Raw genomic sequence first — 15,402 nt, forward strand, 5'->3', positions numbered from 1 at the left:
CAAGGTATTTCGGCTGCAGGTCGCCTGGTGGCGTCGTGCGGCCCCATTGAAGCAGGCTCGGCGTTATGTCGTACGGGCCTTGAAAGTTAATCGACCGGCGTGGTTTCTCGTCGTCCCGAGTGGGGTGACTTCTGCTGCGCGACTCACTAGAATGCTTGCCCTTGATTCTGGAGTCGGGCTAACGCCGGCTAACGTCTGTGCAACGAGGAATATCCATGCAAGTTTCTGTTGAAAACACTTCCGCTCTCGAGCGCCGCATGACCATCGCCGTTCCGGCCGAGCGCGTCGAGAACGAAGTCAACAAGCGTCTGCAACAGACTGCCAAGCGCGCCAAGGTTGCCGGCTTCCGCCCAGGCAAAGTGCCGATGAGCGTGATTCGTCAGCGTTTCGAAGCCGATGCCCGTCAAGAGGCGTTCGGTGACCTCGTCCAGGCTTCCTTCTACGAAGCCATCGTCGAGCAGAAGCTGAACCCGGCTGGCGCCCCTGCGGTAGAGCCGAAGTCCTTCGAGAAGGGCAAGGACCTGGAGTTCGTCGCCATCTTCGAAGTGTTCCCGGAGTTCACCGTTGGCGGCCTCGAGTCGATCAGCGTCGAGCGCCTGAGCGCCGAAGTGGCTGATGCCGACCTGGACAACATGCTGGAAGTGCTGCGCAAGCAGAACACCCGCTTCGAGGCCGTCGAGCGTGCCGCGCAGAACGACGACCAGGTCAACATCGACTTCGTCGGCAAGGTCGACGGTGAAGTGTTCGCCGGTGGTTCGGCCAAGGGCACCCAGCTGGTACTGGGCTCCGGCCGCATGATCCCAGGCTTCGAAGACGGCCTGGTTGGCGCCAAGGCTGGCGAAGAGCGCGTTGTTAACGTGACCTTCCCAGAGGACTACCAGAACCTGGACCTGGCTGGCAAAGCCGCCGAGTTCACCATCACCGTCAACAGCGTTGCCGCTCCTGTGCTGCCAGAGCTGAACGAAGAGTTCTTCGCCCAGTTCGGCATCAAGGAATCGACCCTGGAAGGCTTCCGCACCGAAGTTCGCAAGAACATGGAGCGTGAACTGCGCCAGGCCATCAAGGCCAAGGTGAAGAATCAGGTCATGGACGGTCTGCTGGCTGCCAACCCGATCGAAGTACCGAAAGCCCTGCTGGAAAACGAAGTCAACCGTCTGCGCGTGCAGGCTGTTCAGCAGTTCGGTGGCAACATCAAGCCTGAGCAGCTGCCGGCCGAACTGTTCGAAGAACAAGCCAAGCGCCGTGTAGTCCTGGGTCTGATCGTGGCCGAAGTGGTCAAGCAGTTCGAACTGAAGCCGGACGAAGGCAAGGTTCGCGAAATGATCGAAGAAATGGCTTCGGCTTACCAAGAGCCTGAGCAGGTCATCGCCTGGTACTACAAGAACGACCAGCAACTGAACGAAGTCCGTTCGGTTGTGCTGGAAGAACAAGTTGTAGATACTGTTCTGCAGAAAGCGACTGTGACCGACAAGTCGGTCTCGTACGAAGATGCCGTTAAACCAGCACAGGCTCCAGCCGCCGCTGAGTAACAGGCTTCTCTCGTAGGAAACCCCCACAAGCCAGCCTTCGAGCTGGCTTGTGCGTATTCAAGCCATGACTATTTGGGAGTGAGCGCAGGACATGTCCCGCAATTCTTATATTCAGCAGAGCTCTGACATCCAGGCCGCAGGCGGTCTGGTCCCGATGGTTATCGAGCAGTCCGCCCGTGGCGAACGCGCTTACGACATCTACTCGCGCCTGTTGAAGGAGCGTGTGATCTTCCTGGTTGGCCCGGTAGAGGACTACATGGCCAACCTCGTCGTTGCGCAACTGCTGTTCCTTGAAGCGGAAAACCCGGACAAGGATATCCATCTGTACATCAACTCGCCGGGCGGTTCCGTCACCGCCGGCATGTCGATCTACGACACCATGCAGTTCATCAAGCCGGACGTCTCGACCATCTGCATCGGCCAGGCCTGCAGCATGGGCGCCTTCCTGCTGGCTGCTGGTGCCAAGGGCAAGCGTCACTGCCTGCCCAACTCGCGCGTGATGATCCACCAGCCGCTGGGCGGCTTCCAGGGTCAGGCCACCGATATCGAGATCCACGCCCAGGAAATCCTCAATATCAAGGCCCGCCTGAACGAGCTGCTGGCCTACCACACCGGCCAGGATCTCGAGACCATCAAGCGCGACACTGAACGTGACAACTTCATGAGCGCCTCGCGCGCGGCCGAGTACGGCCTGATCGACTCGGTCTACGACAAGCGGCAACTGGCCTCCTGAACCGGGGTGCCAGAGCAGGTAGGCGCGGAAAGCGCCTACCTGCGGACTTGAAAAAGCCCGCAATTGCCTTCATCTTGTGTTGCAAGCCTACCGGATTGGATCGATCGAATGACTGACACCCGTAACGGCGAGGACAGCGGCAAATTGCTTTATTGCTCCTTCTGCGGCAAAAGCCAGCACGAAGTGCGCAAACTGATTGCCGGGCCCTCGGTATTTATCTGCGACGAGTGCGTCGACCTGTGCAACGACATCATCCGTGAGGAGGTGCAGGAAGCCCAGGCCGAGAGCAGCGCGCACAAATTGCCTTCGCCGAAAGAAATCAGCGGTATCCTGGACCAGTACGTCATTGGTCAGGAACGCGCGAAGAAGGTGCTTGCCGTAGCGGTGTACAACCACTACAAGCGCCTGAACCAGCGTGACAAGAAGGGTGACGAAGTCGAACTCGGCAAGAGCAATATCCTGCTCATCGGGCCAACCGGCTCGGGCAAGACCCTGCTCGCCGAAACCCTTGCACGCCTGTTGAACGTACCGTTCACCATTGCTGACGCCACCACCCTGACCGAAGCCGGTTACGTGGGTGAGGACGTCGAGAACATCATCCAGAAGCTGTTGCAGAAGTGCGACTACGACGTGGAAAAGGCCCAGATGGGCATCGTCTACATCGACGAGATCGACAAGATTTCGCGCAAGTCGGACAACCCGTCCATCACCCGTGACGTATCGGGCGAGGGCGTGCAGCAGGCACTGCTGAAGCTGATCGAAGGCACCGTGGCCTCGGTTCCGCCGCAAGGCGGCCGCAAACACCCGCAACAGGAATTCCTGCAGGTCGATACCCGCAACATCCTGTTCATCTGCGGTGGTGCCTTCTCGGGCCTGGAAAAGGTCATCCAGAACCGCTCCACCAAGGGTGGCATCGGTTTTGGCGCCGAAGTACGCAGCAAGGAAGAGGGCAAGAAGGTTGGCGAGTCCCTGCGTGAGGTCGAGCCGGACGATCTGGTCAAGTTTGGCCTGATCCCGGAATTCGTCGGCCGCCTGCCGGTGCTGGCAACCCTCGACGAGCTGGACGAGGCCGCGCTGATGCAGATCCTCATCGAGCCGAAGAACGCCCTGACCAAGCAGTATGCCAAGCTGTTCGAGATGGAAAACGTCGACCTCGAGTTCCGCAGCGATGCGCTCAAGGCCGTGGCGCGCAAGGCCCTGGAGCGCAAGACCGGCGCCCGTGGCCTGCGTTCGATCCTCGAAGGCGTGTTGCTCGACACCATGTACGAGATTCCTTCGAAGAAGGATGTCAGCAAGGTGGTGATCGACGAGAGCGTCATCGATGGCACTTCGCAGCCGCTGATGATCTACGAAAACAGCGAGCCGCAAGCCAAGGCCGCGCCGGACGCCTGATCCAGGCAATGGCTGGTTGACGGTTGCAAGCAAGAAGGGGCCTACGGGCCCCTTTCTGCTTTTCCTGCGCTAGCGCTTGTAATTTCCCAAGCCTGCCCCCACATTAGGTCCAAGCATCATTTCCACCGGTTTCCGGCCATAAGGCCGCTGTAGAGGCGAAATCATGAAGACCACCCTGGACTTGCCTCTTTTGCCATTGCGCGATGTCGTTGTTTACCCGCACATGGTCATCCCGCTGTTCGTGGGGCGCGAAAAGTCCATCGAAGCCCTTGAGGCGGCGATGACGGGCGAAAAGCAGATTCTTCTGCTGGCCCAGAAAAACCCGGCCGACGATGATCCGGGCGAAGACGCCCTGTACCGCGTCGGTACCGTTGCCACCGTGCTGCAATTGCTGAAACTGCCCGATGGTACCGTCAAGGTGCTGGTCGAGGGCGAGCAACGCGGCGCCGTGGAGCGTTTCAGCGAAGTAGAAGGGCACATCCGTGCCGAAGTTTCCCTGATCGACGAAGTCGACGCCGCCGAGCGCGAGTCGGAAGTGTTCGTGCGCACGCTGCTGTCGCAGTTCGAGCAATACGTGCAACTGGGCAAGAAAGTCCCAGCCGAAGTGCTGTCGTCGCTGAACAGCATCGAAGAGCCAGGGCGCCTGGTCGACACCATGGCCGCACACATGGCCCTGAAGATCGAGCAGAAACAGGAAATTCTCGAAATCGTCGACCTGCCGACCCGTGTCGAGCACGTACTGGCGCTGCTGGATGCCGAAATCGACCTGCTGCAGGTCGAAAAGCGCATTCGCGGTCGGGTCAAGAAGCAGATGGAGCGCAGCCAGCGCGAGTACTACCTGAACGAGCAGATGAAGGCCATTCAGAAGGAACTCGGTGATGGCGACGAAGGCCACAACGAAGTCGAAGAGCTGAAAAAGCGCATCGAAGCCGCTGGCCTGCCCAAGGACGCACTGGCCAAGGCCCAGGCCGAGCTGAACAAGCTCAAGCAGATGTCGCCGATGTCGGCCGAGGCCACTGTGGTCCGTTCCTATCTCGACTGGCTGGTGCAGGTGCCGTGGAAGGCCCAGAGCAAGGTGCGTCTGGACCTGGCCAAGGCCGAGGAAATCCTCGATGCCGACCACTACGGCCTGGAAGAGGTCAAGGAACGCATCCTCGAGTATCTTGCCGTGCAAAAGCGCGTCAAGAAGATCCGCGGCCCGGTACTGTGCCTGGTTGGCCCACCCGGCGTCGGCAAGACCTCGCTGGCCGAGTCGATCGCCGCTGCCACCAATCGCAAGTTCGTGCGCATGGCCCTGGGTGGTGTGCGTGACGAGGCTGAGATCCGTGGTCACCGCCGTACCTACATCGGTTCCATGCCTGGCCGCCTGATCCAGAAGATGACCAAGGTGGGGGTGCGCAACCCGCTGTTCCTGCTGGACGAAATCGACAAGATGGGCAGCGACATGCGTGGCGACCCGGCCTCGGCACTGCTCGAAGTGCTCGACCCGGAGCAGAACCACAACTTCAACGACCACTACCTGGAGGTCGACTACGACCTCTCGGACGTGATGTTCCTGTGCACCTCGAACTCGATGAACATCCCGCCGGCGCTGCTCGACCGGATGGAAGTCATCCGCCTGCCGGGCTACACCGAGGACGAGAAGATCAACATCGCGGTCAAGTACCTGGTGCCCAAGCAGGTCAAGGCCAACGGCTTGAAGAAGGACGAGCTGGAAGTCGATGTCTCTGCGATCCGCGACATCATCCGCTTCTACACCCGCGAAGCCGGTGTGCGCGGCCTGGAGCGGCAAATCGCCAAAGTCTGCCGCAAGGTGGTCAAGGAACATACCGGGCAGAAGCAGGTCAAGGTCAAGGTAGCCAGCGAGCAGTTGGAGCACCTGCTCGGCGTGCGCAAGTTCCGCTACGGCCTGGCCGAGCAGCAGGACCAGATCGGCCAGGTTACCGGCCTGGCCTGGACCCAGGTGGGCGGCGAACTGCTGACCATCGAAGCCGTGGTCATCCCCGGCAAGGGCCAGCTGATCAAGACCGGCTCGCTGGGCGACGTCATGGTCGAGTCGATCACCGCCGCGCAGACTGTGGTGCGCAGCCGTGCCCGCAGCCTGGGTATCGCCGCCGACTTCCACGAGAAGCACGACGTGCATATCCACATGCCTGAAGGCGCCACGCCGAAGGATGGCCCAAGTGCCGGTATCGGCATGTGCACCGCGCTGGTGTCGGCGCTGACGCAGATTCCGGTACGTGCCGATGTGGCCATGACCGGCGAAATCACCCTGCGTGGCCAGGTGCTGGCCATTGGCGGGTTGAAGGAAAAACTGCTGGCGGCACACCGTGGCGGGATCAAGACGGTGATCATTCCCGAGGAGAATGTTCGCGATCTGAAGGAGATTCCGGAAAATATCAAACAGGATCTGCAGATCAAACCAGTCAAATGGATTGACGAAGTCCTGCAAATTGCGCTGCAATACGCCCCGGAGCCCTTGCCAGATGTGGCTCCGGAGATTGTCGCGAAAGATGAAAAGCGCGACGGCGATGCTAAGGAAAGAATTAGCACGCACTAGTAGTTTTTGGCTGGGGGGCTTTCCTTGACAGTTTTTTCGGGGCCTTGCTATAAAGCGGCACGCTATTGTCATCAGGCCACCCAGCGCACGTTTCATAAGCTTTTCATTACATACTTAGAAACAAACTCAATAGAGAAATAAGGGGACTTAGAGTGAACAAGTCGGAACTGATTGACGCTATCGCCGCATCTGCTGACATCCCGAAAGCTGTAGCCGGCCGTGCGCTGGACGCAGTCATCGAATCCGTCACCGGCGCCCTGAAGCAAGGTGACGATGTGGTACTGGTTGGCTTCGGTACCTTCTCGGTCAAGGAGCGTGCAGAGCGCACCGGCCGCAACCCGCAAACCGGTAACGCGATCAAGATCGCTGCCGCCAAGGTTCCAGGCTTCAAGGCTGGCAAAGGCCTGAAAGACGCCGTCAACTAAGTCGTCTCTTTCAGCCGGACCCGGCCTGGCCAGGTCCGAGCACGCTGATGGCGGGGCGCAAACGTTCCCGCCTGACACGTTTGCTAAGAAAAGGCGCATCCTCGGATGCGCCTTTCTTTTATCAGGTTTCTACCCACGCTCCGCGGTTGTCGACGCAGTGGTACAGCCGTTTCTGGGGGACGCATGCTGCAAAATATCAGGGACAATTCACAAGGTTGGATTGCCAAGACCATCATCGGCCTTATCGTCGTGTTGATGGCGTTGACCGGCTTCGAAGCCATTTTCCAGGCCGCCACCCATAGCCAGGACGCCGCCAAGGTGAACGGCCAGACCATCAGCCAGAACGAGCTGAGCCAGGCGGCCGACATGCAGCGCCGTCAGCTGATGCAACAGTTGGGCAAGGATTTCGACCCGGCGCTGCTGGATGACAAATTGCTGCGCGAAGAGGCACTGAAGGGGCTGATCAGCCGCAAGCTGCTGCTGCAAGGCGCCGAAGATGCCAAATTCGCCTTCTCCGAGGCCGCACTGGACCAGGTGATCCTGCAGACGCCGGAGTTTCAGGTGGACGGCAAGTTCAGTGCCGACCGTTTTGACCAGGTCATTCGCCAGATGGGCTATGGCCGCATGCAGTTCCGCGACATGCTTGCCGAGGAAATGCTCATCGGCCAGCTGCGCACCGGCCTGGCCGGCAGCAGCTTCGTGACCGACCAGCAGGTCGATGCCTTTGCCCGCCTCGAGAAGCAGACCCGTGACTTCGCTTCCCTGACCTTCAAGGCCGACCCGGCCGCGGTCAAGGTCAGCGATGAAGAGATCAAGGCGCACTTCGACCAGCACGCCAAGGAGTTCATGTCGCCAGACCAGGTGGTGATCGACTACATCGAGCTGAAGAAGTCGGCGTTCTTCGATCAGGTCAAGGTGACCGACGAAGAGCTCAAGGCCCAGTACGAGAAGGAAATCGCCAACCTCGCCGAGCAGCGCCATGCCGCGCACATCCTCATCGAGGTCAACGACAAGGTCACCGACGCCCAGGCCAAGGCCCGCGCTGAAGAGATCGAGCAGCGCCTGGCCAAGGGCGAAGACTTTGCCGCGCTGGCCAAGGAGTTCTCCCAGGACCCTGGTTCGGCCAATAGCGGCGGTGACCTTGGCTTCGCCGGCCCGGGCGTTTACGACCCGGCGTTCGAGGATGCGCTGTACAAGCTGCAGGACGGTCAGGTCTCGGCGCCGGTTCGCACCGAGTTCGGCTACCACCTTATCAAGCTGCTGGGCGTGCAGGCGCCGGAAGTGCCGAGCTTCGCCAGCCTGAAGGACAAGCTGACCCGTGACCTGAAGATCCCGCTGGTCGAGCAGCGTTACGTAGATGCCAGTAAGCAGCTGCAGGATGCTGCCTACGAGGCTTCCGACCTGGCCCAGCCGGCCCAGGACCTGAACCTGAAGGTGCAAACCTCCGCAGCGTTCGGCCGCGAGGGTGGCGAAGGCATCACTGCCAACCGTTCGGTCGTGCAGGCCGCATTCTCCGAAGAAGTGCTGGAGGAGGGTGCCAACAGCACCGCCATCGAGCTCGACCCGGAAACCACCGTGGTGCTGCGCGTCAAGGAGCACCGCAAGCCTGAGCAGCTGCCGCTGGAAGCCGTGGCCAAGAACATCAGCGAGCACCTGGCCAAGGAGAAGGCAACTGCCGAGCTCAAGGCCAAGGCGGACAAGCTGATTGCCGGCCTGCGTGACGGTTCCATCGCAGCGGGCAGTGTGCACGAAGGGCAGGGCTGGAAGGCCTATGAAGCAGTTACCCGCGGCGAGGACGGTATCGACCCGGCCGAGCTGCAGGCGCTGTTCCGCCTGGGCAAGCCACAGGCCAAGGACAAGCCGGTTTATGGCAGCGTCGTGCTGCGTGACGGTAGCCTGGTGGTACTGCAGCTCAAGGGTGTCAACGAAGGCGCTGCTGCCACCGACGAAGAGAAGCAGCAGATCCGCCGCTACCTCGCATCGCGTGCTGGCCAGCAGGACTTCGCGGCATACCGCAAGCAGCTGGAAGCCAAGGCGGACATCACCCGCTACTAAGGTGATGGATGCATGAACGAACAGGCCGCCCAGTGCGGCCTGTTTCGTTTCTGTTGCTCATCGCCGCGCTTTAGGCCTGTTCGATACCCCTGTAGGAGCAGCCTTGTGCTGCGAAGAGGCCAGCAGGGCAATAGATTCTCTTCGCCCTGATGGCCTCTTTGCAGCGCAAGGCTGCTCCTACATGTGCTTCACATGTCTTGACGTCGATGCCGGCAATGAGGCCAGTACAGGCCATGTTAGCGTTTCACCCCTTCATGGATATCCAGCGTATCCCGCGCAATCTCCCGCCCCAGGGCAATCAGCTCCGGCGCCTTGTAGAACTCGAAAAACCGGCACACTCGTTTGGGCACGTTGATCAGCACATCCGGTGGATAGCCTGCGATCTTGTACTGTGCCAACGAGGTCTGCATGACCTCGAAGCTCTGGTTGATCAAGTCCAGCAGCGAAGCGGGCCCCACGTTGTCGATGATGAACGAGCCGGTCGCAGACTTTGGCGCACCCTCGCGCTCCGGTGCCGCCGCCGGTTGCTGGCCTTCCGGGTTGGCGGCATCGGCCAGCCACGGGTTAGGCGGCGCCAGCCCTTCGGCGACGATTTCCTGCTCGATACGTATCAGCTCCTCCGCCGGCTTGCGCCGGAACGGCAAGCGCGAACCCAGCGAACTGAGTAGCGCATCGAAGCGCATCTTGAACGCCGCTGGGCGTTCGATCACCGGTAGCTGGTACTGCTTCTGGTTGGTGGCATTGAGGTTGATCGCGATGATCAGGTCGCAGTGGCTGGACACCACCGGCACGATCGGCAGCGGGTTGAGGATGCCGCCGTCGACCAGCATGCGGTTGCCTTGCATCACCGGGGTGAACAGGCTGGGGATGGCTGCCGAGGCGCGCATGGCCTGGTGCAGGCAGCCCTCCTGGAACCAGATTTCCTGCTGGTTGGTGAGGTCGGCTGCAACCGCGGTGTAGGGGATGCGCAATTGCTCGATGTTGATCTCGCCGACGATCTTGCGGATTTGCCCGAACACCTTGTCGCCGCGAATTGCGCCGAGGCGAAAGCTGACATCGACCAGGCGCAACACATCCAGGTAGTCGAGGCTCTCGATCCAGTTGCGGTAGTCTTCCAGCTTGCCCGCGGCGTAGATGCCGCCGATCACCGCGCCCATGGAGCAGCCGGCGATACAGGCAATGTCGTAGCCGCGGCGCTCGATTTCCTCGATCACCCCGATGTGTGCATACCCCCGGGCTCCACCCGATCCCAGTACCAGTGCCACGCGTTTGCTCATGAACATTCCCCGGCCAGTGCAACCATGGTCCTACAATGCACCCATCGCCACCTGTGCTTCAATGTGCATCGTGCTGAGCTACTGTAATAAAACTGGCTGGGCCAAGCTGGCTGGGCAGGGCACTTTTCAGATGCCGGGGCGTCGAACAGCCAATGTTTTTTCCATTGAGGTATTACCGATGAAAGCCTGGATCTGCCTTCCACTGATTGCCTTGGCCCTTGCTGGCTGCGCGGGCAAGACGGCCTACCGCGAGAGTTGCGCAACCCAACTGGATGCCGCCTGGAAGGAGCTGGACCTGGCCAAGGCCGAAGGCTTTGCCGGTGCCGTGAGCTACTCCAAGGCCTTGTCGCTGCTGACCGGTGCCAAGACCCAACAGCAGTTCGAAGGTTATGAAAGCTGTACCAGAAAAGCCGAAAAGGCCCGTTTCTACATTCGTGAGTCTCGCGCCGGGCGCTGACCAAGGAGCGTCTTTCAATGTCTGCCATGCTCGATCACGTGGTTGCCCAGATAGTGGCCTTGCAGGTGCGCCTGCTGGCCTGCCGCGAGCGCCTGGCTGCCGATACCGACAGCGAGGCCTTGCATGACCTGCGCACCACCCTGCGGCGCCTGCGCAGCCTGCTGCGGCCGCTGCGTGGGCTGCCGGGGGTGGAGCAGCTGGAGGAGGCCGCCAGGTCGTTGGGTGCCCTCACCACGCCGTTGCGCGACCGTGAGGTGCTGGCGGCCGAACTGATTGGGCATGGTTTTGCCGAGGCCGGGCAGCGGCGCCTGGAAGGGCGTGCCAGGACATTCGCCAGTGTTGCCGCCAGCCCCGAGCTGACGCGGGTGCTGGCGATTGTCGACGCGTTTCCGCTGTTCATGCGTGCAGCCGGTCGCGAGGGCCTGGTCAAGGCGCTGGAAAAGCGCATCGACAAACGCCTGGTCAAGCAGTGGCGCAAGTTGTACCAGGCGCTGCAGGACCCGGCCCACGACCGCCACCGCTTGCGCTTGCTGATCAAGCGTGCGCGCTATGGCGATGAGGCCTATCCGCAGCTCGACCATGCGGGCAAGCAGTTGCGGCGCTTGCTGAAGCAGGCCCAGGGCGATTTGGGTGACTGGCATGATCGCCTGCAATGGCTGCTGCAGGCGCGCGAGCATGCCGATCTGGCGCCGTGCAAGGTCGCCTGGGAGCAGGAATTGCATGAGGCCGAGCGCCATTCGGATGCGACGCTGGATGCACTGCAGCAGGCGTTGGCGCGGCGAAAGCCCGAAAAATGACCGAAATGCGGGCTGATCGGTATGGGTTTGCTGGCTAGGATGGGCAGACCTTATTCGCAGCAGGCAGGAGCCGGCCAATGAATTTCAACCAACTGCTCGACGCCGTGCGGGCCAACCCCGAAGCTGTATGTGTCCCGCCAAGCTGGGCCCAGGGGCGCGCCGCCTTTGGCGGGCTGATGGCGGCCATGGTGTATGAAGCCATGCGCCAGAAAATCTCCGATGACCGCCCCGTGCGTTCGTTGGCCATCAGCTTTGTGGCGCCAGCCGCGGCCGATGTGCCAATCCGCTTCGATGTAGAGGTGCTGCGTGAAGGCAAGGCTGTCAGCACCTTGCTGGGCCGTGCCGTTCAAGACGGCCAGGTAGTGACGCTGGTGCAGGGCAATTTCGGTGCAGGGCGGCCGTCGGTGGTCGATGTGCCAGCCTTGCCGGCCGAGGAAATGAAAGCGCTCGACGATGCAGCTCCCGAGCTACCCCATATCAAAGGCGTTACTCCGGAGTTCATGCAGCATGTGGCCTTGCGCTGGGCGGTGGGTGGTTTGCCGTTCAGTGGCAATCAGTCGCGGCAAATGGGCGGTTGGGTACGTTTGCGCGGGGTGGCCGAAGAACCGGTCAACGAGGCGCACCTGCTGGCGCTGGTCGATGCCTGGCCGCCAAGCCTGATGCCGTTTCTCAAACAGCCGGCTGCCGGCAGTACGTTGACCTGGACCATAGAATTCATGCAGCCCACGGCGCAGCTATCGACCCTGGATTGGTGCCGTTATTGCGTGGAAACCGAGCATGCGCGGGATGGTTACGGGCACGCTGCCGCTGCGTTGAGGACGGCGCAGGGCGAGTTGCTGGCCTTGAGCCGGCAGACGGTTACCGTGTTTGCCTAGCAGATACCTGCAGGCCTGCACGCTTTCCTGTAGGAGCGGCCTTGTGTCGCGAAAGGCCCGCAAAGCGGCCCCGGCAATCTTCGCGGCGAAGCTGTAAATCCGGGGCTGCTGCGCAGCCCTTTCGCGACACAAGGCCGCTCCTACAAAAGATTGCGCGTGATTGGAGCATCAATGGCGATGCTTGTGTCGTTCCCGCCAGGCCTTCCACCAGGCCCCGCTCAGCAAGAAGCGCGGAAAGGTGATGAACTGCTCGGTCAGCAGGCGTTGCACGGCATCCTTGCGGTTGGCGAAGGGTTCGGGTTGCTCGGCTTCCAGTCGGTGGCCCTGGCGTTGCAGGCCCAGGCCGGCGATCAGCGCAATGATGCCAACGGCAATCTGGCCCAGGTCCAGGCTGAACAGGCCGGACAGAATCAGCAACGTGCCAAGGATGAACAAAGGCACGGCGATCAGGTGCAGCACCAGGTTGGCCGGGTGGCGGTGATTGTGGTGGTAGCCGCGCCATTGCCAGGCGGGCAGGTTGGGCAGGCGTTTGCTCATGGGCATTTCCTCTCGGTCATGCCCAAAGCTTAGTGCGCCCCCCAGGCGGGGGCCAATCGAGGCTGGCTATGGTGACTATAGCTTGAGCTGGCCAATGGCCTTGTTCAGTTCACCGGCCAAGGTTGCCAGTTCGCTGCTGGTGGTTGCCGAGCCCACGGTCTGTTGCACGGTCTGTTCGGTGACATCGCGGATACTCACCACGGCGCGGTTCATTTCCTCGGCCACCTGGCTTTGCTGCTCGGCTGCCACGGCAATCTGGGTGTTGCTTTCGCGCATCTGCGCCACGGCACCGGTAATCTCGGCCAGTGCTTCGCCGGCCTCCTGGGCCTGGCGGACGCAGTCGTCGGCCTTGTACGAGCTCTCCTGCATGAACTCCACTGCATCCCGGGTGCCCGACTGCAGGGCCGAAACCATGGTGGTGATCTCGTCGGTGGAGTTTTGTACGCGCTTGGCCAGGTTGCGCACTTCATCGGCCACCACGGCAAAGCCGCGGCCCAGGTCGCCGGCGCGCGCTGCTTCGATGGCGGCATTGAGCGCCAGCAGGTTGGTCTGCTCGGCGATGCTGTGGATCACACTGACCACGCCATTGATCTTCTGACTGTCTTCGGCCAGTTGACGAATCATCTCGGCAGTTTGCTGCACGCCGCTGGACAGCCCGGAGATCGAGTCCTGTACCCGGCTGACCACCTCCTGGCCGCTACCGGCCAGGGCGTCGGCTGTTTGTGACAGGTCACGGGTGGCGCCGGCATGCTGGGCGATGTGGTGCACCGTTGCTGACATTTCGTTGATGGCGGTAGCGGCCTGGTCGGTCTCGCTCTGCTGGCCGAGCATGCCGTGGCGCACGTCGCTCATGCTCGCGGCCAGGCGCGCGGCACCGGAGTCCACTTGCGCAGCGGTGTGGGCGACAGTACTGACCACGCGGTGGTAGGTCGCCTGCATGGCATTGAAGGCCCCGGCCATCTGGCCGACCTCGTCACCACAGGCCAACGGCACGCGGGCCGACAGGTCGCCGGTCTTTTCCACGTGCAGCATCACATCCTTGAGGGTGTTGAGCTGGCTGAGCAGGAAGCGGATCAGCAACTGTGAGGCGCCGAGCATGGCCAGCATCAGGATCAGTACGCATACCGCGTAGTTGCTGAATCGGTCGAAGAACACCTGGCGCAGGCTTGGCGACTGGGCCAGCACGGCCATTTGCTGATCACCGTTGCGCAGTACCTGCGCGCCCTGTAGCGGGTTGTTGCCCAAGAGCCGGGCGGCAGGCAGTTCGACCCAGCCTTGGGCATTGCGCAGGGCCTCCAGGGGTTCGCCCGCGAAGGTGGGCGTTTGCCCGGGCGACCAGCTGATGACATTGGCCGGGCGGGGTAGCGGCTGGCCGGCCGGCCAGGCAGCAAGCAGTTGCGCCTGCGCGGCCGCCTGGGCCTGCGCGGCCTCGGCGCGGGCGCGCTGCTCCAGGTGCACGGCATAGAGCACCAGCAGCAAGGTCGTGACAAAGGCCACCGCGTTGACGGCCCAGAACTTGTACTTCAGGGAAACATTGCTAAGCCAGGCACCCATGGGCAGGTCTTCTCTGAGTTGAGCGGGAACAATATTGGCAAGGTGCCATCATTGTGCCTGCGCAAGCCAGGGCCTTTCTTGATGTGTATCAAGAAAATTCCGCCGCAAGTACTGCCGCGCTTTTGTAGGAGCGGCCTTGTGGCGCGATAGGGGTGCGAAGCGCCCCCAGGTTTTCAGCTTCAGCGGATAGATTGCCGGGGCCGCGTTGCGGCCCTTTCGCGACACAAGGCCGCTCCTACAGGAGAACGCGTCGGGTTCAGGGGAGTTGGAAAAACGCCCGCGCCGTTGCCGTGGTATGTGCCGCCGTATGTTCGGTCGACTCACCCCGGTGCAAGGCCACTTCACGCAACACCTCTGGCAGGAACGCTGGTTCGTTGCGCCCGTTCTTCGGCTTGGGCCGCAGGCTGCGCGGCAGCAGGTAAGGCGCATCGCTCTCCAGCATCAGCCGCCCCTCGGCAATGTTGCCCACCAGCGGATGCAGATGGGTGCCACGGCGTTCGTCGCAGATCCAGCCGGTAATACCGATGTGCAGGTCCATGTCCAGGTAGGCGAACAGCGCGTCGCGCTCGCCGGTAAAGCAGTGCACCACTGCGCCGGTCAGGTGGTCGCGGTAATCCTTGAGGATCGCCAGCAGGCGTTCGCTGGCGTCGCGTTCGTGCAGGAACACCGGCAGACGCAGCTCGGCAGCCAGTGCCAGTTGTGCCTCCAGGGCTTTTTCCTGCAGCGGGCGAGGGGAGAAGTCGCGGTTGAAGTCCAGGCCGCATTCACCCACGGCGCGTACACGTGGTTCACTCAACAGCTGGCGCAACTGGCGCTCGCTGCCGGCATCCCAGGTTTTGGCATCATGAGGGTGTACGCCTGCCGTGGCGAACAGGTGCGCGCCGCTCGCATCCAGTTGCTGGCACAGCTCCAGCGCCTGTTCGCTGACCGCCAGGCTGGTGCCCGTCAGCACCATCTGCGTGACCCCGGCCTCAAGGGCGCGCTCGACGATTGCCGCCTGCTGGTCGTGGAAACTGCTGTTGGTCAGGTTGACGCCGATATCGATCAGTTGCATGGTGCTATCTCGTGCCGCGGGGCGGCCAGCATAGCAAAAACCGTGTTTTTCTGAAAAAACCAAGAACTTCATGCTGTTGCCGTGGTCTTTTGCCGTCATTTCTCTCTTGGCGGTGCAACCCCATGGATGCCGCTCACCGACCACGGACACGTTTTCG

At 61.7% G+C, this 15,402-nt stretch carries 13 protein-coding genes; 9 read left to right on the forward strand and 4 right to left on the reverse strand.

Going from position 1 to position 15,402, the window contains the following annotated elements; genetic code table 11:
* Positions 1–215 precede the first annotated feature (215 nt).
* From tig to GEV38_RS10280, 6 genes are all read left to right on the forward strand, one after another.
* Positions 216–1,529, forward strand: coding sequence for a trigger factor (tig, locus tag GEV38_RS10255; RefSeq protein WP_015269696.1), 1,314 nt, complete (start codon positions 216–218; stop codon positions 1,527–1,529).
* 91 nt (positions 1,530–1,620) lie between these two features.
* Positions 1,621–2,262, forward strand: a complete 642-nt coding sequence (gene clpP / locus GEV38_RS10260; protein WP_003259400.1) for an ATP-dependent Clp endopeptidase proteolytic subunit ClpP — start codon at positions 1,621–1,623, stop codon at positions 2,260–2,262.
* A gap of 108 nt (positions 2,263–2,370) precedes the next feature.
* Positions 2,371–3,654: an ATP-dependent Clp protease ATP-binding subunit ClpX gene (clpX, locus tag GEV38_RS10265; protein WP_173895786.1), complete on the forward strand. Its 1,284-nt coding sequence runs from the start codon at positions 2,371–2,373 to the stop codon at positions 3,652–3,654.
* Between the two features lie 163 nt (positions 3,655–3,817).
* Positions 3,818–6,214: an endopeptidase La gene (gene lon, locus GEV38_RS10270; RefSeq protein WP_015269697.1), complete on the forward strand. Its 2,397-nt coding sequence runs from the start codon at positions 3,818–3,820 to the stop codon at positions 6,212–6,214.
* 152 nt (positions 6,215–6,366) lie between these two features.
* On the forward strand, positions 6,367–6,639 hold the full coding sequence (locus GEV38_RS10275; RefSeq protein ID WP_003259401.1) for an HU family DNA-binding protein: 273 nt from the start codon (positions 6,367–6,369) through the stop codon (positions 6,637–6,639).
* A 183-nt stretch (positions 6,640–6,822) separates the two neighbouring features.
* Complete coding sequence (locus GEV38_RS10280) at positions 6,823–8,694, forward strand: SurA N-terminal domain-containing protein (RefSeq protein ID WP_173895788.1); 1,872 nt, start codon at positions 6,823–6,825, stop codon at positions 8,692–8,694.
* Positions 8,695–8,930: 236 nt separating this feature from the next.
* Here GEV38_RS10280 and GEV38_RS10285 read toward each other — a convergent pair whose 3' ends face one another.
* Complete coding sequence (locus tag GEV38_RS10285; protein ID WP_173895790.1) at positions 8,931–9,971, reverse strand: patatin-like phospholipase family protein; 1,041 nt, start codon at positions 9,969–9,971, stop codon at positions 8,931–8,933.
* Positions 9,972–10,149: 178 nt separating this feature from the next.
* On the opposite strand from GEV38_RS10285, the gene GEV38_RS10290 reads away from it, so the two are divergent.
* The 3 genes from GEV38_RS10290 (at position 10,150) to GEV38_RS10300 (ending at position 12,100) form a co-directional block, all read left to right on the forward strand.
* A complete protein-coding gene (locus GEV38_RS10290; protein WP_003259403.1) occupies positions 10,150–10,428 on the forward strand; it encodes a hypothetical protein in 279 nt (92 codons plus the stop codon).
* A 17-nt stretch (positions 10,429–10,445) separates the two neighbouring features.
* Positions 10,446–11,225 carry a CHAD domain-containing protein gene (locus GEV38_RS10295; protein WP_054572838.1) on the forward strand — a complete coding sequence of 260 codons (780 nt, stop codon included), beginning with the start codon at positions 10,446–10,448 and terminating at the stop codon, positions 11,223–11,225.
* Between the two features lie 77 nt (positions 11,226–11,302).
* Positions 11,303–12,100 carry an acyl-CoA thioesterase II gene (locus tag GEV38_RS10300; protein ID WP_015269701.1) on the forward strand — a complete coding sequence of 266 codons (798 nt, stop codon included), beginning with the start codon at positions 11,303–11,305 and terminating at the stop codon, positions 12,098–12,100.
* Between the two features lie 168 nt (positions 12,101–12,268).
* On the opposite strand, the gene GEV38_RS10305 is transcribed toward GEV38_RS10300, so the two are convergent.
* The 3 genes from GEV38_RS10305 to GEV38_RS10315 form a co-directional block, all read right to left on the reverse strand.
* Complete coding sequence (locus GEV38_RS10305) at positions 12,269–12,637, reverse strand: Mpo1-like protein (protein WP_054572839.1); 369 nt, start codon at positions 12,635–12,637, stop codon at positions 12,269–12,271.
* A gap of 75 nt (positions 12,638–12,712) precedes the next feature.
* Entirely contained in the window at positions 12,713–14,191 is a 1,479-nt protein-coding gene (locus GEV38_RS10310; RefSeq protein ID WP_054572840.1) for a methyl-accepting chemotaxis protein, read from the reverse strand.
* 256 nt (positions 14,192–14,447) lie between these two features.
* A complete protein-coding gene (locus tag GEV38_RS10315; protein WP_015269703.1) occupies positions 14,448–15,245 on the reverse strand; it encodes a TatD family hydrolase in 798 nt (265 codons plus the stop codon).
* Between the last annotated feature and the right edge of the window lie 157 nt (positions 15,246–15,402).

Origin of the sequence: Pseudomonas sp. 13159349, assembly GCF_013305685.1 — a bacterium.
GTDB lineage: Bacteria > Pseudomonadota > Gammaproteobacteria > Pseudomonadales > Pseudomonadaceae > Aquipseudomonas > Aquipseudomonas asiatica.

Coding starts and splice junctions, on each gene's coding strand:
- tig (WP_015269696.1), top strand. CDS start 216: ATGCAAGTTTCTGTTGAAAACACTTCCGCTCTCGAGCGCCGCATGACC.
- clpP (WP_003259400.1), top strand. CDS start 1,621: ATGTCCCGCAATTCTTATATTCAGCAGAGCTCTGACATCCAGGCCGCA.
- clpX (WP_173895786.1), top strand. CDS start 2,371: ATGACTGACACCCGTAACGGCGAGGACAGCGGCAAATTGCTTTATTGC.
- lon (WP_015269697.1), top strand. CDS start 3,818: ATGAAGACCACCCTGGACTTGCCTCTTTTGCCATTGCGCGATGTCGTT.
- GEV38_RS10280 (WP_173895788.1), top strand. CDS start 6,823: ATGCTGCAAAATATCAGGGACAATTCACAAGGTTGGATTGCCAAGACC.
- GEV38_RS10285 (WP_173895790.1), bottom strand. CDS start 9,971: ATGAGCAAACGCGTGGCACTGGTACTGGGATCGGGTGGAGCCCGGGGG.
- GEV38_RS10290 (WP_003259403.1), top strand. CDS start 10,150: ATGAAAGCCTGGATCTGCCTTCCACTGATTGCCTTGGCCCTTGCTGGC.
- GEV38_RS10295 (WP_054572838.1), top strand. CDS start 10,446: ATGTCTGCCATGCTCGATCACGTGGTTGCCCAGATAGTGGCCTTGCAG.
- GEV38_RS10300 (WP_015269701.1), top strand. CDS start 11,303: ATGAATTTCAACCAACTGCTCGACGCCGTGCGGGCCAACCCCGAAGCT.
- GEV38_RS10305 (WP_054572839.1), bottom strand. CDS start 12,637: ATGAGCAAACGCCTGCCCAACCTGCCCGCCTGGCAATGGCGCGGCTAC.
- GEV38_RS10310 (WP_054572840.1), bottom strand. CDS start 14,191: ATGGGTGCCTGGCTTAGCAATGTTTCCCTGAAGTACAAGTTCTGGGCC.
- GEV38_RS10315 (WP_015269703.1), bottom strand. CDS start 15,245: ATGCAACTGATCGATATCGGCGTCAACCTGACCAACAGCAGTTTCCAC.